This window comes from Corallococcus sp. Z5C101001, from assembly GCF_007352635.1.
In the GTDB taxonomy this organism is placed as follows: domain Bacteria; phylum Myxococcota; class Myxococcia; order Myxococcales; family Myxococcaceae; genus Corallococcus; species Corallococcus silvisoli.
This window is the reverse complement of record NZ_VKLU01000001.1, coordinates 1126149-1145666: the sequence shown is the minus strand read 5'-3', so window position 1 is coordinate 1145666 and position 19518 is coordinate 1126149. Positions and strand designations below refer to the sequence as shown.

General features: G+C 69.8%; 15 protein-coding genes. 9 read left to right on the top strand and 6 right to left on the bottom strand.

The genetic code is table 11. The features are described 5' to 3' along the window. Positions 1-6: 6 nt before the first annotated feature. Together FOF48_RS04740 and FOF48_RS04735 are read left to right on the top strand one after the other, a co-directional pair. Positions 7-885 carry a PhzF family phenazine biosynthesis protein gene (locus FOF48_RS04740; protein WP_143898909.1) on the top strand — a complete coding sequence of 293 codons (879 nt, stop codon included), beginning with the start codon at positions 7-9 and terminating at the stop codon, positions 883-885. A 22-nt stretch (positions 886-907) separates the two neighbouring features. After that, complete coding sequence (locus FOF48_RS04735) at positions 908-1333, top strand: nucleoside deaminase (protein ID WP_143898908.1); 426 nt, start codon at positions 908-910, stop codon at positions 1331-1333. Here the strand turns inward: FOF48_RS04735 and FOF48_RS04730 are convergent. Together FOF48_RS04730 and FOF48_RS04725 are read right to left on the bottom strand one after the other, a co-directional pair. Then, positions 1330-2802, bottom strand: coding sequence for a condensation domain-containing protein (locus tag FOF48_RS04730; RefSeq protein ID WP_143898907.1), 1473 nt, complete (start codon positions 2800-2802; stop codon positions 1330-1332). The genes FOF48_RS04735 and FOF48_RS04730 overlap by 4 nt on opposite strands. Before the next feature lie 516 nt (positions 2803-3318). After that, positions 3319-4740, bottom strand: coding sequence for a hypothetical protein (locus FOF48_RS04725; protein WP_186001767.1), 1422 nt, complete (start codon positions 4738-4740; stop codon positions 3319-3321). A gap of 185 nt (positions 4741-4925) precedes the next feature. Between FOF48_RS04725 and FOF48_RS36885 the strand changes: the two genes are divergently transcribed. From FOF48_RS36885 to FOF48_RS04710, 4 genes are all read left to right on the top strand, one after another. Continuing rightward, a complete protein-coding gene (locus tag FOF48_RS36885) occupies positions 4926-5105 on the top strand; it encodes a hypothetical protein (RefSeq protein ID WP_235685342.1) in 180 nt (59 codons plus the stop codon). 5 nt (positions 5106-5110) lie between these two features. Beyond that, a complete protein-coding gene (locus tag FOF48_RS36880; RefSeq protein ID WP_255441898.1) occupies positions 5111-5344 on the top strand; it encodes a hypothetical protein in 234 nt (77 codons plus the stop codon). 173 nt (positions 5345-5517) lie between these two features. Further along, on the top strand, positions 5518-6582 hold the full coding sequence (locus FOF48_RS04715; RefSeq protein WP_143898905.1) for an alpha/beta fold hydrolase: 1065 nt from the start codon (positions 5518-5520) through the stop codon (positions 6580-6582). Beyond that, positions 6579-7406, top strand: coding sequence for a MerR family transcriptional regulator (locus FOF48_RS04710; protein ID WP_143898904.1), 828 nt, complete (start codon positions 6579-6581; stop codon positions 7404-7406). The genes FOF48_RS04715 and FOF48_RS04710 overlap by 4 nt, the downstream gene beginning before the upstream one ends. A gap of 355 nt (positions 7407-7761) precedes the next feature. On the opposite strand, the gene FOF48_RS04705 is transcribed toward FOF48_RS04710, so the two are convergent. The 3 genes from FOF48_RS04705 to FOF48_RS04695 all read right to left on the bottom strand — a co-directional run bounded on the left by FOF48_RS04705 (position 7762) and on the right by FOF48_RS04695 (position 10205). Further along, a complete protein-coding gene (locus tag FOF48_RS04705) occupies positions 7762-8556 on the bottom strand; it encodes a GNAT family N-acetyltransferase (protein ID WP_143898903.1) in 795 nt (264 codons plus the stop codon). An 81-nt stretch (positions 8557-8637) separates the two neighbouring features. Further along, positions 8638-9612 carry an RNA polymerase sigma-70 factor gene (locus FOF48_RS04700; RefSeq protein WP_255441897.1) on the bottom strand — a complete coding sequence of 325 codons (975 nt, stop codon included), beginning with the start codon at positions 9610-9612 and terminating at the stop codon, positions 8638-8640. Further along, positions 9609-10205: a carboxymuconolactone decarboxylase family protein gene (locus FOF48_RS04695; RefSeq protein WP_143898902.1), complete on the bottom strand. Its 597-nt coding sequence runs from the start codon at positions 10203-10205 to the stop codon at positions 9609-9611. Before FOF48_RS04695 ends, FOF48_RS04700 begins: the two co-directional genes overlap by 4 nt. Before the next feature lie 433 nt (positions 10206-10638). Here FOF48_RS04695 and FOF48_RS04690 point away from each other — a divergent pair, with 433 nt between their 5' ends. The 3 genes from FOF48_RS04690 to FOF48_RS04680 all read left to right on the top strand — a co-directional run bounded on the left by FOF48_RS04690 (position 10639) and on the right by FOF48_RS04680 (position 14688). Next, entirely contained in the window at positions 10639-11529 is an 891-nt protein-coding gene (locus FOF48_RS04690; RefSeq protein WP_143898901.1) for a zinc metalloprotease, read from the top strand. A gap of 139 nt (positions 11530-11668) precedes the next feature. Then, positions 11669-13354: a peptide-N4-asparagine amidase gene (locus FOF48_RS04685; RefSeq protein ID WP_143898900.1), complete on the top strand. Its 1686-nt coding sequence runs from the start codon at positions 11669-11671 to the stop codon at positions 13352-13354. A gap of 191 nt (positions 13355-13545) precedes the next feature. Then, complete coding sequence (locus FOF48_RS04680) at positions 13546-14688, top strand: hypothetical protein (protein WP_143898899.1); 1143 nt, start codon at positions 13546-13548, stop codon at positions 14686-14688. A gap of 81 nt (positions 14689-14769) precedes the next feature. Here FOF48_RS04680 and FOF48_RS04675 read toward each other — a convergent pair whose 3' ends face one another. Next, the gene (locus FOF48_RS04675; protein ID WP_143898898.1) at positions 14770-19488 is read right to left on the bottom strand and encodes a hypothetical protein; all 4719 of its coding nucleotides are present in this window, start codon (positions 19486-19488) and stop codon (positions 14770-14772) included. Positions 19489-19518 lie beyond the last annotated feature (30 nt).

Here is a 19518-nt window from a genome sequence, read left to right as displayed (position 1 = left end):
CGATGCATGGTGGAGCTGACGTCCGGGCTGATCGATGTGTTCGCTGACACCCCGCTGAGCGGCAACCCCCTCGCGGTCGTCGACGGCGCGGATGCCTTGCCTGACGACACGCTTCGGCGCATCGCCGGTGAGTTCAATCAAGCGGAGACGACCTTTCTCCTGAAGAGCACGCGCGCCGACTGGAAGTTGCGCTCGTTCACGGCGAAGGGCGCGGAGATCTTCGGCGCGGGGCACAATGCGCTCGGAGCCTGGCTGTGGCTCGCCGAGCATGGGGCCCTCGGTGCGCTGACGGTTCCGAAGACCTTTCAACAGGAAATCGGTCCAGCCGTCTTGCCCATCACGCTCGAGACACGGGCGGGCCGCATCCATGGGCGGATGAAACAGTCACCGCTGCGGCTGTCGCCACCGCTCGGCGCGGTCGGTCCCTTGGCCGAGGCGCTTGGCCTGCCCACAGCGGATGTCCTGACGCACCCCGCGCCCCTCGTCGCCAACACCGGCACAGGTCATCTCCTGGCTCGCGTGCGTGACTCCCTGACCGTTGATCGCGCGCGCCCCGTGACCGACAAGCTGCTCGCGGTGCTGGCGGAGGCTGGGGCCCAGGGCTGCTATGTCTACGCGTTCGACCCGGCCGCGCCACGGACGGCCTACGCACGCTTCTTCAATCCCACGGTGGGACTCTGGGAAGACGCGGCGACAGGCACGGCCGCCGGGCCGCTGTGCGCCTACCTGGGTTCGGAGGGCCTGCTCGCGGACGACAAGGCACTCGTTGTCGAGCAGGGGGTTCACCTGGGCAGGCGCAGTCTGTTGCATGTTCGCCTGACACCGGAGCCCGAAATCTCCGGCTTTGGAGTCGTGGTGCTTCGCGGACTGCTTACCTTGAGCTGACAGCTCGCATCGGAGGAGAACAATGAATCGCGACGATGAACGATTTCTGCGCAGAGCCATTGAACTCGCAGCCAAGGCGCGGGCGACCGGAGACGCGCCCTTTGGCTCCCTGCTCGTCGGCCAGGATGGCACCGTGCTGCTGGAAGCGCACAACACGGTGCTCACCGACCATGACATCACGGCACACCCGGAGCTGAAGCTCGCGAGGTGGGCGGCTCGCGAGCTTGCTCCGAACGCGGCGGCGGCGAGCACCCTGTACACGAGCTGTCAGCCGTGTGGCATGTGCACGGGCGCCATCGACCGCTCCGGGATTGGCAGGGTCGTCTACGCCCTCTCCACGGACCAACTAACGGGACTCAAGCCCTCGGGCGGTCCGCCCAAGGTCCCTCAAGACGGCCCGGCGTTGTTCGACGAAGCCCGCGCACCTGTTGATGGCTACTATCGCTAACCTGGTACCCCGCACTCCACGCCCACCGGCGGCCGCGGGTGCCCCCCGTGCGGCATGGCGGGGGCTTCGAGGGCACCAGTCCGGTGAATGAGCGCATCGAGCGTGGACGCGATGGCGGTGCGGTACCGCGCCATCGCGTCCACGCTCTTGGGCACATCGCAGAAGATCGAGTTGAGGAAGAGTCCGTTCGCATTGCGGAAGAACCACATGTTCCCGGTGTTGGAGTGCGACGACTCGGGAATGGTCTTCGGCCGCGAGACGTCGAAGTGGTCGGCGCCGGGCATCTTCCGGTAGTCGATGAAGGAGAAGAAGTTGACCGGGAACGGCCAGGTGCGCAGGTGATAATACTGCGGCGCGAGGAGTTCCCAGACCTTCACGAAGGGTACGTCGACGTTGCGGATGAGCTGCTTGAAGCCAGCCTGCACTCCTTCGACAACCTCCGGGAACGACATGCCATCAGCGATTGGAAAGGTGATCGCCAGGGTATTGACGAACCAACCGAATGAATTGCGCCAACGGGGCTCCTGACGCTCGCTGATCGGAAGGAACCCGTGGTACGTCTGACTTCCGGAGATGTCTCGGAGGGCCATGCCGACGGTAGCGAGCAGGCCCATGAACGGCTTCGCGCCGTGCTGCCGGCAGAGGTTCTCGAAGGCCAGGGCGCCGGCGTCGTCGAGCAGCTGGACGGTGAGGTTGAGCGCTGGATACATCCGACCGTATTCAATGCCCAGATCGAGCGGGACGCGCGGGAACAAGTCACCCGCGTCAGCGATGAAGGACCTCCAGTAGTCCAGCTCGGAGCTGTCCGCGGTGAGCGTCGAATAGCGACGGCGCTGGGCATCACCGAAGTCGAGATAGCTTCCCGGCTCCTCGATCTCCAGTCGTTGGCCAACCGACAGGGCCGCGTAGTCCCGCTGCACCTCGTCGACCGCGACCACCAGGGAGAGGCCGTCACACAAGATATGGTCAAATCCCATGTAGACGGTGGACTGCGAGCCCTCTATCACCACGCCCATCAGGAACAGGGGCCAGGACAGCGTGTCGATGTCCCGGTCGAACGTGGTCTGGATATGGGCGGTGACCTCGTCGTTCGAGGAGAAGGGCCCCAGGTCGGTGTGCAGCAGCTTGACCTCCGCTGGAGTCATGACATCGCAGCGCAGGTCTCCGGCGATGAGTTGATCGAACCCGCATCGAAGCACCTCGTGCCGCTTCACGAACAAGAGGAGCGCGGCCTCCAATGCGGACAGGTTGAGGGGGCCGGGGATCCTGAACGACAGACCGACCCAGTAGTCCTCCGCGGCGTGCTCCTTCCGGGCGGCCACCGCGGCCGCGAAGTGCTTTTCCTGGTTGTAGGAGGCGGGCCTGTCGCCGGGCGAACGGATGTCGAAAGTGTTCAGCGGAGGGCTCAGTCGCCATTCGTGGATGTGTCCGGCGCGGAAGCCCGCATCTGCAATGGGAATCTGGTGCATGAAGGAAATCCTTTATGTGCCTTGTCGTGTGTGCGTTCTCCGCGAAGGGCTTGGAGCATCCCCTCCGACGCGTCCGCCTGCTCCTGGCTCAGGAGCGGAGAGACCACGACCAGCGTCTATTGGCCGGCCCGTGGCGGTGGCAGTGCGTCCCCGACCTGCCGTGCCAACGCCTCGGGATCGGCACGCCCGTCGGGAGAGTGCTTGAAGGAGAACAGGAACGCTGCGCTCATCACCTGTGCCGGCCCGGCCCCGTCTTTTGATGGCATAGGTACAAGCTTACGAACCATGCCGCAAAAGCTGTGGATGCCCTTGAACCCAGACAAGCCCTGCCCTGGCCCTCCCCAATGACAGCAAACAAACCATGGCATCAGGACCAACACGACGACTGCCGTTGCCTCCTTGCAGGACTGGCATGGAACGCCAGACCAGGAGCACTGTGGTGCACCCCCCATTTCGAACGGACAGAAGACGAGCCCCCGCATCCGTTCAGCGACCGGATGGGGGGCGGCACAGGGGTCACTTCGTGGCGGGCACGGGATTGGCGGTGGTGACCTGGCGCGGCGGCTGGAGCACGGGAGGCGATGCGGTCAGCGCGCCCAGGTAGAGCCGGCCGTGGAAGCCGTGGGGCTGCTGGGCGGTGAAGAGCTTCAGGCCCACAGCCTGCTTGGAGGACTGCCGTACCTCGAGCGGCGGGCTGATGCCGAAGACGTCGCACTCCACCTCCTCGTCCCAGATGTTGTAGCGGCAAGCGAACTGGGTGCCGCGCTGGAAGCCCACGTCCAGGACACGCACCGAGGGCAGCGCGCGCGCCACGCGAGAGCCCATGGGCTCGAAGTCGCCGTCCCAGTTCACCTCCGTGGTGCGAGCGTGGACGCTGCCCGTGATCACCAGCGTCCAGGCCTGGGGGCGCTTCGCCTGGGCGTCCAAGAGGTGCTGGGCCATCTGCGCCTCGCGCTCATTGCCGTGGGCCTTGTCGGAGTCGATGGCGGCCACGGCCACGTCCTTTCCGGAGGCGCGCAAGCGGCGGCCCTGCTCGACGAGCCACAGCATGGCACGGCTGCTGCGCCCGTCCTGGTATGTCCGGCGCCAGAAGGCGCTCCCCGAGAGGAGCTCATGGACGGTCGCGGGCCCCCCGTCTCCAGCGAAGTAGGCATCGAGGAGCGGCTGTTCGGAGACGGGGATGGACAGCGCCAGCGTCACCGGCAGGTCCTGGGCCGTGGCCTCGCACACCATCCGCAGCGCCGCGGATGGCACCTCCTGCGTGCCTAGCGGGTCCGCCACGAGCAGGACGCCGCCCGCGGAGAACAGGGGTGAGGCTCCCTCCACGGGAGCACCACAGGCGGGAGCGGCGGCGGCGGCGGGGGTCTTCCCCTCCTCGCCCGAGCCCTCCATCACCACCGAGCGCAGGGGAACGGGGGGATTGCCGCCCACCAGCTCCAGCGCGGGAACCATCTCCAGCCGCTCCAGGATCTTCTGCTCGACGCTCATGTCGCGGTAGCCGCGCGCCGGCCGGTAGCCCTCCAGCCCAGGGACGTTGGTGAAGGCATCCGGCACGGAGACCTGCTCGTTGGTCCACCCGGGGGCCTCCGCGCCGAAGCTCCCCACCTGGGTGTACCGGATGCGAAAGACCCGGACGAGCGACTGCCGGGGCCCGATCCGCTCGCCCTGGATGTAGTAGCGCTCCGGGGGGACGACGTCCGGAATGAAGGAGGAGAACATCTCCAGGCCCCCCTTCTTCTCCATCACGTCGTAGCGACTCTTCTCCAGGATGTACCGGGCCGTCAGCATCGCGTCCTCGGCGGGCACCTGATAGACGAGCTCGTGCGTGGGCGTCTCGTACCGCCCCGTCTCTGGGTTGTACTGGGTCGCGATCCCTTGCATGGGGGTGGCGCAGCCCACGCACCCCAGGAGCCCCAGCATCATTCCATACCGTCGCATCACTTCCTCCATGAGCCACAGGCCCTGGAGGCGGGTTTCGAGCCTCCTGGCCGCGTCGCGCGCTGAAACGCTCGGGGCGGGTGGGACATATCGACATCGCTCGGCTCACGGTGTTATCGCGACGTGCACCCCACGGGCCGAGGACAAGAGCAGGTCGGCGGTTCGCCATCCGTCTCCCGGAGAAGGTGGAGAGGTTCCTCGAGCGGTGGCGGAGCCACGGCTTCGTGCGCAATCCGGTGCTGCTCGTGCTTCACGGCGGCCCTGGCTGGGTGGCGATGCCGACGCGCTGGTATTTCGCGCACGGCTGGGACGAGTTCTTCACCGTCATCCAGTGGGACCAGCGCGGCTCGGGCAAGACCTATTGAAGCGGTTGAAGACGCCGCTGTTCCCGTTCCTCGGACGCCACGACCGAAATGTTTCGGCGACGGTCGCCGCCGAATGGTTCGCGGGCGTCAAGGCACCTGCCAGGCGGCTCGTGTGGTTCGAGCAGTCCGCGCACGAGCTGATGGCCGAGGAGCCGGGCAAGGTGCTGCTCTCACTCGTTCGCGATGTCCGTCCGATCGCCGAGCGCGCCGGTGATGTCGCGCCCGCCAGCTCCAGATAGAGCAGGCCCCCGCGGTCTCCAGGAGGATGGCGCCCATCCCCCCGGATGGGACGCGTCCGGCCGCGGGCGGTGCATTCCATGCCGGCGTGGACCGCCTCCGCTTGACTCTCCCCCAAGGGGAGACCGCCACCCTCCGCTCCATGTCACCCGGAACGACGTCTCGGAGGAGGATCATGGTCGGAGTCATTGGAACACTCGTCCTGCTGGCTGGAGCGGCGGCGGGCATCTGGTGGTGGATGGGGCGAGCGCTCTTCCAACCGGGCACCGTGGAGCAGGTGCTGGCCGCGCGGGGCGAAACCCTGGAGGTCCCCTCGGGACAACGTGCGGACGCGCCGTCCTGGCAGGTGTCGCCGGACGTGCGGCTCCGCCACCTGGCCGTGGGTGACGGGCGGGACGTCGTCGTCGTGCATGGCGGTCCCGGACTCCCGCCGGCGGAGCCCTGGCGCGGAGCGGCCATGGCGGGCGAGTCCCTGCGCTGGCACTTCTATGATCAGCGAGGCTGCGGCGCCTCTTCGCGGCCCTTCACCCACGCGCCACCTGGCGGCACCTGGCAGGCGATGCAGGCGGTGGAGGCCCGACTGGGACTCGCCGCGCAGCTCGCGGACCTCGAGCGCATCCGACGCCTGCTCGGCAAGGAGCGCCTCACGCTGGTGGGACACTCCTTCGGAGCCCTGGTGGCCGCGCTCTACGCCGCGGAGTGGCCTGAGCGGGTGGAGGCCCTGGTGCTGGTCGCGCCCGCGCCGTTGGTGACAATGCCCGCGGGCGATGGCGACCTCTTCACCCAGGTGCGGGCCCGGCTGGACCAGACAAGCCAACGCGAGCTGGATGCCTGGCTGAAGCACACCTTCGACTTCCCTGCCCGTCTGAAGGACGACGAGGCCCGGCTGGCCGAGCACTTCGCCGCCTTCAGGCCGCTGTACGTCCAGGCAATTCGGCGCGAGCGCCCCGATGCGAAGCTCGCCGGCACCGGTGCCACGGGAGGCTTTCTGTCGCTGGGGCTCTACCTCAGCCTGGGCCGGCATCACGACTGGAGCCACTGGCTGGGCCGGGTGCGCGCGCGCACGCTCGTCATCCATGGCGACCAGGACCTCCAGCCGCGCTCAGCCACCGAGCGCGTGGTAGAAGTGATTCCCCACGCGCGGCTGGTGGAGCTGGCGGGCAGCGGGCACTTCCCTTTCGAGGAGCAGCCCGAGGCCTTCGCCGCCACGGTGAGCGCCTTCCTCTCGGAGGAGCGGTGAGCGGACTGCTGTATTCCATTGGCGAGGTTTCGCGCATCACGGGCCTGACCGTGAAGGCCCTGCGCTTCTACCAGGAGAAGGGACTGCTCGAACCCTCGCGCGTGGACCCCTCCTCCGGCTACCGCTACTACACCGAGCGCGACATCTCCCTGGCCCACACACTGCGCGCGCTGCGCGACCTGAAGCTGTCCCTGGAGGAGATTCACGGCGTCCTCGCGGAGCTGGATTCGGGCGCCTCGCTCGCGGAGCAGCTGGCGCGTGCGCGGGCCCGGCTCGCGGAGGAGGCCGCCAGCGCGCAACGCTCCGTGCTCGCGCTGGACACGCTGCTGCGGCACCAGGCCCAGGCGGAGGCGTACCTGCGCGCACCACCGCCACTCCTCGAGCGCTGGCTCTCCCCGGCCCGCGTCGCCGTGCACCGGGCGCGGGGACGATACTCCGACGCATCGGTGGTCTTCCCCAGGCTGCTCGCCGCGTGCGGCCCCCACATGGCCGGGGCGCCCTTCTGCCTCCTGCACGAAGCGGAGTACCGCGAGGAGGACGCGGACCTGTCCTGGTGTGTCCCCCTGGCACCGGGGGCCACTCCGGAAGGCGTCTCCATCGAGGAGGTGCCTGAGGTCCAGGCAGTCACGCTCGTCCACTCCGGGGCGCCCCGGTCGGTGGGCCCGTCCTGGGCCCGCCTCTTCGCATCCGTTCATTCGAAGGGGCGCACCCCATCCACGCCCCTGCGCGAGACCTACTTGCGCGTGGACCCGACGGACAGCGCGTCCTGGCTGACCGAACTCGCGCTGTCGTGGGAAGGGAACGGAACGCAGAGCAGCCGCTGAGGCGGACGAGCCCGCGTGGCGACGCCGAGCCGCGATGTCTGGCCCAACATCAGTCGCCGCATGGTTGCCGCGACAGGATGTGAGCCAGGCTCGGCATCGCCTCGCTCCCCGACACGCAGGCCGAGTCCCCTTCCATCGACATGGCCGCCGACGAGAACCCCTCGTCCCCATGACCCGCCAACTGGCTGGGCGTGCTCAATCCCAGCCAGGCGACACTCCAACGCCTGCACCCGCATCCGCAGGAGGCGCATGACCTCCAGGAGCAGCGGACCGGCCGGCGCTGATTTCACAGTGCGCGGCCACACCCCGCTGTGCCATCCCAAGTCATCTGAAGGTCCGCGTCATCGCCGCGGACCTATGGCAGGCGATAGCACTTCGAACGGAACAGCGTCTCGAAGCCGAGATGCGTGAGGATCGGCGCGGAGGTGGCCTCGCGGGCCTGCGTCACGGCGTAGTCGACACCTTGGTCGCGGAGGAACTCCAGGCGCGCCGTGACCAGCGCCCGGTATGCCCCCTTCCCACGGGCCGCCTCCAGCACCTGCGCACCGAGCAGGTAGGCGTAGCCGTCACGCAGGACGAGGCCCGCCGTGCCGACGACCTCCTCCCCGAGGCGCGCCACGAACAGGTGCACCCTGCGGGGGCGGGCGCGCAGCGCGGCCAGGTAGACCCCTCGCTGGAGCCCGGCATCGCTCGCAGGGAGAGACCAGCCCTGCTGCTCCACGGCCACGTAGGAGTCCAGGCCCTGCTCCGTGACCGCTTCGACCGTGACATGCCGTGCGTCCGTGCGCGCCACGGTGGTGTCACAGCCCATCCCTCGCACATCCCAGCTCGAGAAGCCGCGCCGCGCGAGCCGCTCCCCGAAGTCCTCGGGCTGGGTCCAGAAGCCCACACACCACTTCGTCGGGTGCCCGGTCGCCCGATAGGTGGCGAGGGTCTCGTCAATCACCTGCTCCGCCACCGGGGCCTCCACCTGGGAGAGGATGACCTCGTTCAACACGCTGCCGGGCGCGGAGGGTGTGACCACCTGGTACCAGCCCGGGCGCGCGATGATGCGCGTGTCCGGCCGTACCAGGTCGTCGCCCATGGGCGCGCGCAGACACGCCTCGCGTTTCTGCTCCAGCGTCAAGGCCATCGCTCTCGTGTCGTGCATCTGGAACCATTCCTCCTCTGAGTGGGTGTGCTTCGAACCTTGCGTGGATGAACATGCGACGGCGGAGACTCGGGCTGTCCGCTACCGCCTCAGTGTCACCTGCTCGTCGAGCCTGCCCATCTTGTGCGGGTTGCGCATGGCATAGATCCGGGAGATGCGGCCGCTCTCGACGACGACGCTGATCGCCGTGTCGAAGTCGCCGGCGGCGTCGACCCGAAGCGCGGGCGCGCCGTTGAGCCAGACGGTCGCGATCCGAACGCCAGGCGCGAGCGCGGGGAAACGGGACAGGACCCTGGCCACGCGATCTCCACCGACAACCGGGCGCCGGACCGCCGTCACGATGCCGCCACCGTCGGCGACCAGCACCACGTCGGGGGCGAGCACGTCGAGCAGGCCCTGCAGGTCGCCAGAGCTCACGGCGGCCAGGAACCGCTCCAGGACCACCCGCTGCTCCGCCTGGTCGACCTGCATCCGAGGCCGGCGCGCGACCACGTGCGCTCGCGCCCGGTGCGCGATCTGCCGGACAGCGGCTGGCGTCTTGTCGAGCGCCGGGGCGATCTCGTCATATGGCATGTCGAAGACCTCCCGGAGCACGAACACCACCCGCTCGGCCGGGGTGAGGGTCTCCAGCACGGTGAGCATCGCGATCGAGACGCTCTCCGCGAGCTCGACATCCTCGGCGACGTCGGGGCCGGTGAGCAGCGGCTCGGGCAGCCACTCTCCGATGTACTCCTCCTTGCGGCGGGCGAGCGTGCGCAGCCGGTTGAGCGCCTGCCGGGTGACGATCCGGACGAGGTAGGTGCGCGGATCACGCACCTCGGCCCGCCCCGCGTCACCGATGTCCGCCCACCGCAGCCACGCCTCCTGCACGACGTCCTCGGCGTCGGCCGCGGAGCCGAGCATCTCGTACGCGATCGTGAAGAGCAGGCTGCGGTGGGTGACGAAGGGGCCCTCCGAGCCCGGCGGAGCAGGGGCCGCATCAGGCGAGGAGGTCGAATCCGTCCCGTCGCCGGGAGGCTCGCTTCCTGGCGACGTCGGGCGCATCGAGGCGGTCATGGCGCGGACGCCTCCCTCAACCGCGCACTCGGCTGGGCCATCGGCTTCAGCCCACACGAGGCGGCGAAGCCCTCCGACTCGATGCCCAGGGCCGTGTTGGAGCGGGTCGTCAGGTTGGCGAACCCAACCACCGTGGTGAGCTCGATGAGCGCCGCGTCACCCAGCTGCGCCCTCAGCCTCGCGACCATCTCATCCGTCACCGTGGGCGGAGTCTGGCTCATCGCCTCGGCATACCCCAGCACCTCCCGCTCCAGCGAGGTGAACACATCCGATTCCTTCCACCGCGGGATCTCCCGCGCCTTGCCCAGGTCCAACCCATGGTTGTGGGCCATGAAATAGTTGAAGTCGAGACAAAATGAGCAGCCCACCAGCGAAGCCACCGCCATGTGCGCGTACGACTTCAGGCTCTCATCGCACTGGTCCCACTTCTGGAGCTTCTGCCCGAAGCCCATGCTGGCCTTGAGCACGGGCAGGTGGTGCCACATCACACCGAGCGACTTGGGGACGAGACCGAACGTCCTGCCGGCGAACATCTTCACGATCGCACCGTAGAGCCCGGTGAGCTCCTTCGGGGGAATCCTGGTCGAGGTCATCTCTTCTCCGGGTGTCGGCAGCGGATGCCGCCGGCCTGATGACACCGGGCGCCCGCGGGATGTGACATCCCCGAGGAGACCCCACCTTTCACCCACCTCTACCCACCCAGAGCCCGGTCGCGGCGTCATGACGGCGAGCGATGCGCACGGCGCGCCGCCGCGGCCGTACGGCCAACGACCCGCCCAAACACTTGCGGGAGCAACGAAATGCCTCTCACGCCGCCCAGTGACTGCGATTGCCCGCTCCGTCACGGAATCGTCACATAACGTAAACACCATTTACACACACATCCAACACATGGACTGACCATGTCTCATAAATCCAGCCAGCAACCCCACCCGCGCGCTGTATTTCAAAAAATGTCTCAGCCCCATCGACGCACTCAGACCAGCTCCTGCATCCAATCAATCACCACCTTCCGAGGAGTGGGCAATGATTGGCAACGTCGCGCGCAGGACGGGTCGTCTCGCTGTGTTCGCTGGTGCATTGATGGCGCTGGCTGGCTGCCAGGACCCGGAGGCCACGGGTGAGACCCCGGCAGACGAGGCACCGACAGAACAGACGGCGTCACTCCGGGGTTGTGTGACGGTGGAGCCGTCCGCGCAGGAGAAGGAAGGCATTGAGGCGCTCCTGCGCACCCGCAAGAGCCAGCAGCGCGCGGTGGGCTCGGTGACGGTGCCTGTGTATTTCCACGTCATCAACCAGGGCACGGGCCTCGCCAACGGCGATATTCCGGCCTCGCAGATCGCCGCGCAGATCGACGTGCTGAACGCGGCCTACGCCACCACGCCGTTCAAGTTCGTCCTCCAGGGCACGGACCGCACGACCAACGCCAAGTGGTACGCCCTCAAGGACAACAGCGCGAACGAGCGGGCCATGAAGACGGCCCTGCGCAAGGGTGGCCCCGAGACGCTCAACATCTACAGCGCGAACCTGAGCGGCACCCTGCTCGGCTGGGCGACCTTCCCCTCCAGCTACGCCAGCAACCCGAAGCAGGACGGCGTGGTGATCCGGTACACCACCGTCCCGGGCGGCACCGCCGCGCCGTTCCACCTGGGCGACACGGGCACGCACGAAGTCGGCCACTGGCTGGGCCTGTACCACACGTTCCAGGGCGGCTGCACCGGCGCGGGGGACTCCGTCAGCGACACCCCGGCCGAGGCCTCTCCCGCCTACGGCTGCCCGACGGGCCGCAACACCTGCACCGGCGCGGGCAACGACCCCATCACCAACTTCATGGACTACACCGACGACGCCTGCATGGACAGCTTCACCGCTGGCCAGTCGGCGCGCGCGGATCAGCTGACCGCGGCCTACCGCTAGGTCGTCCTCGACATCGCGGATGTCGGCGTCGCGCCGGAGTCTCCCACGGAGGCTCCGGCGTTGTCGTTTTCAGGGCCCCTGGCGCAATCCCTGGCAAGAACCTAGTCTTTCAGAATTCACAGCTCAAAAAGGAAAAGCCGTGAGAGCCATTCCCCGAGCCTTTGTCGCCGTGGTCCTCGTGTTTGGCGCGGCGGTGCCCGCGCTGGCCGTCGAGCCTCCCCCTGAGTTCGGCACCGACTGGGACGACCCTCGCACGGCCGTCCCGGCCCTGGAGCGACCCGCGACGCCCTCGTGCACCGTCCGCATCGTCGACGAGAAGTTCGACGACTTCACGCCCTACACCGGGACCTTCACCCCGCCCGCGGCCTGTCCGGGCCCGTGGCACAAGGTCGTGCTGCGCATGGAGGGCAAGGTGCAGGGCGTGCAGTACGACCGGCTCGGCCATCTGGAGGTAGGCGGTGTCACCCTCTTCAAGACGTCCACGCCGGAGCCGTCCCGTGACGGCATCTCCTGGGCGGTGGAGAAGGACGTCACCGCGTACGCGCCCCTGCTGCGCCAGCCCCAGCCGGTGTGGATGCTGATTGGCAACGTGGTCAACGAGACCTACACCGGCGTGCTCGACGTGCAGGTGTCCCTGACCTTCTACACGGCCCAGGGCAGGCGCTCGCCCCCCGCGGAGACGGCGAGCGACGTGCGGCCCCTCACTCACCCACGCCGGGAGGGAAGCGCGCTGGTGGGAGAGGTGACGGTGCCCCGGAACACGGCGCGGCTCGTGGCCGAGGTCTACGCGACGGGCTCCGGCGGAGGCTGTGAGGAGTTCTGGTACTTCACCGCGCCCCCTGTCGTGCCGTACTCCTGCCCCGCGGATGACGGCCCGTACCGCGAGGTGCGAATCGAGGTGGACGGCAAGCTGGCCGGCATCGCCATGCCCTTCCCGCATGTCTACACGGGGGGCTGGTCCAATCCGTTCCTCTGGTACGTGCTGCCGGCGCCGCGCGCCTTCAACATCCGCCCCCTCCGCTATGACCTGACGCCGTTCGCCGGACTGCTGACCGACGGCCAGCCGCACCAGCTCAAGGTGAGCGTGCTGGGCGTCCCCGAAGGCCGCCCCGGCTGGGATCTCCCCACCAACGTGCTCATCTGGACGGACGCCCGGTCCACGCGCGTGACGGGTGGGCTGCTCCAGCACCAGGTCGGCACGCTGACGAATGACTCCGCGCACTCGCTGGTGGAGGGGTGGCATCAGGTGGACACGCGGGGCGAACACTCGCTGAAGGTGTCCGGCTACGTGCGCACCTCGCGCGGATGGGAGCTGACGACGGTGGAGCAGTCGGTCTCCAACGCGAGCATGCACCGCTGGCTGGGCGACACGGAGAACCCGGACGCGCTGACCGCGACGTGGACGGACACCAGCACCGTCACCGTCGTCGGGCGTGACGTCTTCCCGACGGTGAGTCGCTCCCACAAGCACTTCGTGCTCGACGGGCTCATCAGCGTGACGCCGGAGAACCGGCTCACCACGACCCTCGGCATCAACGACGCGGATGATTCGCTCACGCTGGGAGGGCTTCGCACGCTGGAGCACCGCGAGCTCAGCGACGTCTACACCGGCGAGGCCGCCTATACGCTGGGCGTCCCGCGCGCGCAGCGCAACGCGGTGGGGACCTCCACGCATCGCTACCGGCTGACCGGACAGCCCGGTGACTGCTACGACCGGAGCATCTCCACCCGGAATGGCTTCGTCACCGAGGACCTCCAGCGCTGCGACCGAGGAGCCACCCCTTCGTCGCCGCTCGGCGACACCCCACCAGGCGCGGGGGGATGACTGCTGTCCCGGCCCTGATGACCGCGGTCACCAGGGCCCTGACATCACCTCCGGGGCCCCCTCTCGCCAACCCATTGAAACCAGGGAGGCGGCGTGTCCACATCGTTCGACATGAGCATGGCATGTCGGATGCAAACGGACAGGGCATCGCTGTACCGACCCCATCCGCCGCCCCTCTTGAGGAGCCTCCCATGCGTCTCTCCCGCCTCGGTTCGTCCCTGCCCCGCGCCTCGACCTTCCCGTCCTCCGCGGTGTCCAAGCCCAAGCCTCCGGCGCGCGCCTCCACCCTCCCCCCCACGGCGCCCTCCTCTCAGACCGTCAAGCCCGCCGCGACCAGGCCCCCCGCGAAGGCGCCGGCGGCCCCGGAGCCCAAGCCTCCGAAGCACGCGGGCATGCCCGAGGGTGGCCCCTCCTACAGCCCCTGGGAGAAGACCACGGGCCAGGCCTCGGACGTGATGGTGAGCGGCGGTGACAACAAGCTCACGCCGCCCCCGGGGGCCCGGCAGGACGTGCTCGTGGACCGGCCGGGCAGGCCCTTCGAGAAGGACACCTTCGGTGGCGGCAAGCTGAGCGGCAACGTGGGTTCGCTGCAGGCCTCCACCTCCAGCTACAGCGGCGGTGGCGTGCGCCACTACTCGGCCCAGACCGAGGTGAACGGCCCCCACGCCGCCTACGAGCTGCAGAAGACGCACGCGGGGCGGCTGGGCGTGACGAGCGGCCAGCTCACCGCGGAGGCGAACACGTTCAAGGGGCAGGCCCAGGCCGGTGTGTCGCTCGACCGGAACGAGCACGCCTACACGGGCGCGCTGACGGCGAAGGCGGAGACGGGCGTGGGCGTCACGGCGAGCGCGAGCCATGACTTCAACCGGCACCTGGGCGGGTACGTCAAGGGCGAGGCCAAGGCCTCCGCCACCGCCTACGCCGAGGGCGTGGCCAGCCTGGATCCGAAGACGGCCACGGCGATGCTCTCGGGCCAGGTGGGCGCGGCCGCCACGGCGGGCGCGTACGCCACGGCGGGCGGGCACGTGGGCCGGCTGCACGGCTCGGTCACCGCGGGCGCGGTGGCGGGCGCGGCGGCCCAGGCGGGCGGCAAGGTGGGACTGGAGAATGGCTTCTTCAAGCACTCCGCGGACTTCAATGCCTCCGCGGGCGTGGGCACCCACCTGAAGTCCGACGTGGCGGTCGACCTCCGCCACCACATCAAGCCGGGCGTCGCGTCGGGCCTGCGCCCCGCCCTCGCCAACGCCACGGGCGTGGCCTCGCCCGCGAACACCCTCCAGCCCGAGAAGTCGCGCATCGAGAACTTCTTCGCCAAGGCCTTCCACAGGGCCTGAAGCTCCGCGACCACAGGGGGCAGGTGACGAAGGCCCCCAGGCGCGACGCGTGACGGGCGGGAGGGTCCCCGCCCGTCGCGCTCAATCACGTGCCCCTGGCTCCAGGCTCGAAATGACCTGGGCGAGCTGCGCGCGGCGGTCCGGGCGGGCACGGGCCAGCTCCCCCCGGAGGATGGGCAGCGCGGCCTCTCCCATGACGCGCAATCCGTCCAGGGCGGCGCGCGCCACCGGATTGCGGCGGTCGTGCAGCAGCGCCGCCATCTCCGCCACCGCGGGAAGGTGCCCTCCAAAGGCGAGCGTCCGGAGGGCTCGGACGACGTGCCCGGCCTCCGCGTCCCGGAGCAGCGCCCGGGTCAGCTCCAGGTAGGCCTCACGGGGCACCTGGTCCTTCAGCAGCCGGTGCGCGTGCAGGCGCACCGAGGACTTCCGGTGGGCCAGCAGCTTCGTCAGTCGCTCGACGAGGTGAGGCGTCCCCCGGAGCGCCATCCACTTCATCGCCCTCGGGTCGGGCTCCGGGACCTCCCAAGCCAGGGTCTCCAGCTTTCGCTCCACGTCGCGCATCACCTCGGCGGTGAGGCTCCTTTCGAGCGACGGGTCATCCAGCAGCAGGGGCGCGAGCGCGCTGACGACGTCCGTCCGCAGCACCGGCGTGGTGACCCGCCCGAGCAGCGCGGCTCGCACCTCCGGGCCCTGCCGTTCGAGGCCTCGCGTCATCGCCGCGAGTGCCTGGGCGTCGTCGTCGCGGTTCGCGAGCGCGATGAGCCCCTCTCCCAGTCGGAAGGCGTCGTCGCGGTTTCCCCAGGACGCAAGTCCACCGAGGACCCGCAGCGCCACCTCGCGATGACTGGCGTCCTCGTGGACGATGCGCAAGAGCGCGTCCTCCAGCGTCCGGCCGTCGCGGCCTTGCGCGAATCCCCCTCGCTGAAGCCACTCGAGGAAGTGCGTTCGGTCCAGGCCCTGTGCCTGGACGAACAACGCCATCAGCTCGGGCCCCCACACCGTATCGCCCGGCAGGACTTCGAGCACCGCGGTGTGGCCTTCTCGAAGCATCGGGAGGGCGAAGGGCAGCACCTGCGTGGCCGGGAACGCGCGAAGCATGGCCGCCGCCCTCTCCCCTGTTCGACCACGGCCCAGCCGCCACACGTCGAGCAGGAGCAGGACCTGGGTCGGGAGCAGGCGCGGCGTCGGGCGGAGACCGTCCAGCAGCTCCAGCAGCGCCTCCAGCCAGAGCTCTCCTTCCACGCCCTCTTCCAGGGAGCCCATCCGCTCGCGGAGGGCATCCAGGTCCTGCCGGTCCACGGCCCCCGGAGGAACCCACCGGAGCGGCCGCGCTTCGCCAAGGGTGTCCAGCAGCTTCTGGAGGCGAGGCAGTCCCCGCACCCTCCAGAGTTGTCGCGCGGCCTGTCGCCGGACCTCGACGTGCGCATGGGACAGCAGGTCGACAAGCAGCGCCTCGTCCTCGCCCGATGTGGGCACCGCGAGCGCCGTGAGCGCCTCGAGCGCGATCCCCCGTTCAGCGTGGCGCGCGAGTCGCCGCAGCGCCGCGCGGGCCGCCTCTGTCCCGACGTCCGCCATCCACCGCACCAGCGTTCCGACCTGCGCGGACGCCCCCACTCCAACGGCGTCAGCAAGCGCTTCAAGCAGTGCGTCCTCTGGAACCCGCGCGTCCCATGCCTTCCGGACGGTCTCCAGCAGGTCCACGTCCGGCCCCCGCGCCACGGCGGCCAGCACCTGGAGCGGTGGCACCTGCCGCAGCGCGTATGGCACGAAGAACCGCCGGACCCTGGGTGAGCGGGCCTGGGTCAGGGCCTCCAGCAATCGCGGGCCAGCCAGCTCCTCCGCGAGGACGAGTCGCTCCGCTCCCCAGAGCGCCACGGGCTCCTCCGGGAGCGCGGAGGCCATCCGCGCCTCTTCCAGGGAGGGCACGGCCCCCAGTTGATGCAGCACGGTGAGCGCTTCGTGAGGCTCGATGCGCGCCCCCGTCCACGCGCGGCGGACCTCCGCGAGCACCCCCACGCGCTCGGACTCGGACAGCCGCCCGGCGAGCGCCCTCAACAGGCCCAGGGCCAATCGCCGCGAGGCGGCGCTGGGGCTGTCCAGCAAGGTGCGCAGCCCATCGAGGTGCCGCGTCAGGACGGCCGCACGCGAATCCGTGAGCCCCGCGCAGGCCAACGCGGAGAGCCGCTTCAGCAAGTCCTCCGCCTCGGCTTCAAGGACGCCCGCGTCCCCGGAGGACAGCACGTCATCCACCCACGCCAGCTCCACGTCCAGACGCCTTTCACGGAGCAACCTCGCCTGCTCGGGATCGTCGGACGTGGCGGGGATCCAGCGCGACAGCGCATGGCGGCGGAGCAGCACCTCCAGCTCCGCGCGCGCTCGCGGCGAGAGTTCGATGACTCCGCCGTGGACCGCGTCGTTCAGCGCCGTCGCGGAGCGCGCCCCCCGCCGCAGGAGCGTCACGAGCGCCTGGGGCGAGAGCACGCCCGAGAGCGCTTCGCACAGCAGCTCCTGCTCACGAGGCGAGCCGGCGTCCTGGAGCGCATCGAGGACGGTCGCCACGTAGCCCCGGCCGCAGGTGGCACGAAGCGCCCGGACGAGCGATTCGCGCAGGCCCGGGTTGTCGTGGCGCCGGAGCCAGCCCAGCATCACCCCGATGGGCGCCGGCCAGCCGGGGCCCGTGTTCGTGAGCGCATCAGCGGCGGTCTTCTTGATGTTCATGTTGGGATGGTCGAGCCCCGCCGCGAGCAACGGCACGCCCCACTCCACCTTGAACGCCCCGAGCCCGCTGAGCGCCTGCCGCAGGCGATAGATGTCCTCCGAGCGCGCGAAGGGCACCAGCCAGGCCACGGCCCGCGCGTCTCCAGATTGCGAGAGGCACTCCAGCGCCAGCTTCTGCACCTGCACACTCCCATGGCGGAGCAAGCGCCGCAGCCGCCGCGCGAGCGCCGGATGCCTCCGCCCGACGAGCTGGCCCAGCACGCGTTCGAGCTGCGCGTCACTCAGGTCCCGCTGCTGGAGTTGTTCGAGCAGACATTCCGTGACGACCCGTGCGCCGGCTTCGTCCTCCGAAGCGCAGGCAGGCAGTCCGTTCAGACGCATGCGGCCACTGGCATGGAGCCCGCGCCCCACCTGGACAAGGGCCTGCTGCGCCGAGGTCCGGACCTGCTCGTCCGCGTCGAGCAACAGCGCGCCCAGCGGCACGAGGGCGCGCCGCCGGGCCTCCCGACCGAGCTGGCCGATGGCCTGGATCCGCAGCGGGTGCTGCGTCTGGAGGGCGAGCCGGGAGACCTCGGCGAAGGTCGCGTCGTCGTGGACCGGCTGAAGGCTCGCCAGCGCCTCCCGGCCCAACGCACCCCCTTCAGCCCACGGCATGGCCGCGGGTGCGTCCTCGAGCATCGCCACCAAGCCAAGTGCCTCGGCGCGCCATGAGGCAGCAGGCAGGCCCGGATGGGCGCGAAGGAACTCCACGGCGCGCGCGCCTCCCAGGCAACGGAGCGCACCGAGGCAGGCCCAGGGCTCGGCATCGAAGCAGCGGAGCAGGTCCTCCTCGGCGGACGCGTGTCCCTGGTGTCCGAGTGCCTCGATGATCTCAGGCCGGAGTGGATGCGCTTCGGGCCGGACGAGCAGCGCGCGGAGCAGGCCCAGCGCCTCGGGGCCGTCCAGCTCCCGCAGGAGCGTGAGGTGCCGGGAGAAGTCCGCGTCCGTGGCGGACAGCGTCCACAGCGGTTCGACGTACTCCCGCTGCCGGAGGCTCAACACCTCCGCGATGACGGCGGGAGCGACCGATGGACTGGAGAGGAACAGCTCGCTCACACCGGGAACGTCGTCAGGCTCGCACCGCACGCCCCGCCGGTAGAGCGTCTGGAGCAGCCCCGCGCATGTGGGCCCGAAGAAGAGGGGGTCCTCCCGCGAGAGGTGGAGCGCCAGCCGCAGCTCCGAATGGCCCGCGAAGGGCGCGAGCAGCGCCATGGCCTCGCGCCGCACCGGGCCCGACTGCCGCCCGTCCTCCAACACGAGCCGCAGCGCCGCGGCGTCGCCTCGACGGGCGGCGACTCGCAGCGAAGCGAGCGCGAGCCGCTCCGAACGACCTGTCAGCGGATGGAGCGGGCGGGTGGGGGGAGCGAGCTCGGGCCTGGCGGCCCAGGGCTCGGCGAGCAGTTCCGCGGCCTGGAGCGCCACGCGCGCATCCGTGGCTTCAAGCGCGCGGACTCCCAGCGCCAGCGCGTGCGTCAACGTCACGAGCCCCAGCTCGAGCGCGTCGCCCAGGTGGCGAAGGCCCTCGAGTTGGAGCTCCGGATCCGCATGGGAGCACAGCGCGTCGATCAATGCTTCCGCGTCGGGAGCCTCGGCCGGGGAGAGCCGCTGGACGGCACGCAACACCCGCCCTCCCACCGGCAGGGAGGCCAGCCTCGCGGGCTCACGGAGGATCTCCGCCACGAGCCACGCCACCTCGGCCTCGACGGGAAGGGGTCCCCATCCCTCCGACAGGGACGCCAGCCTCGCCAGCGGAACCTCCAGAGGAAGCAGGCGGGCCAGTTCGGCGAGGAGGACGTGCGACTCGGGAGGACACGCGCCAAGGGCCGGCGGAAGCGCCTCCATCAGCGACGACGGTGTGTCCCCGCCCTCCAGCCGCTCCAGCCGCCGCTTCAGATGCAGCAGCGCTGCGTGGACCTCCTCAGGCTCGGGCGCGGCGAGCAGTGCTTGGAGCTCCGTGGGCGCCAGCCGCTCGGTGCGGAGCCGCTGTGAGAGGAGCGCGCGGCGGCGGCGCGGGGTGAACGCTTCCGAACGGGGCTGAGGCATGGAGCCCTTTATAGAGGGTCGCCTGCCCCG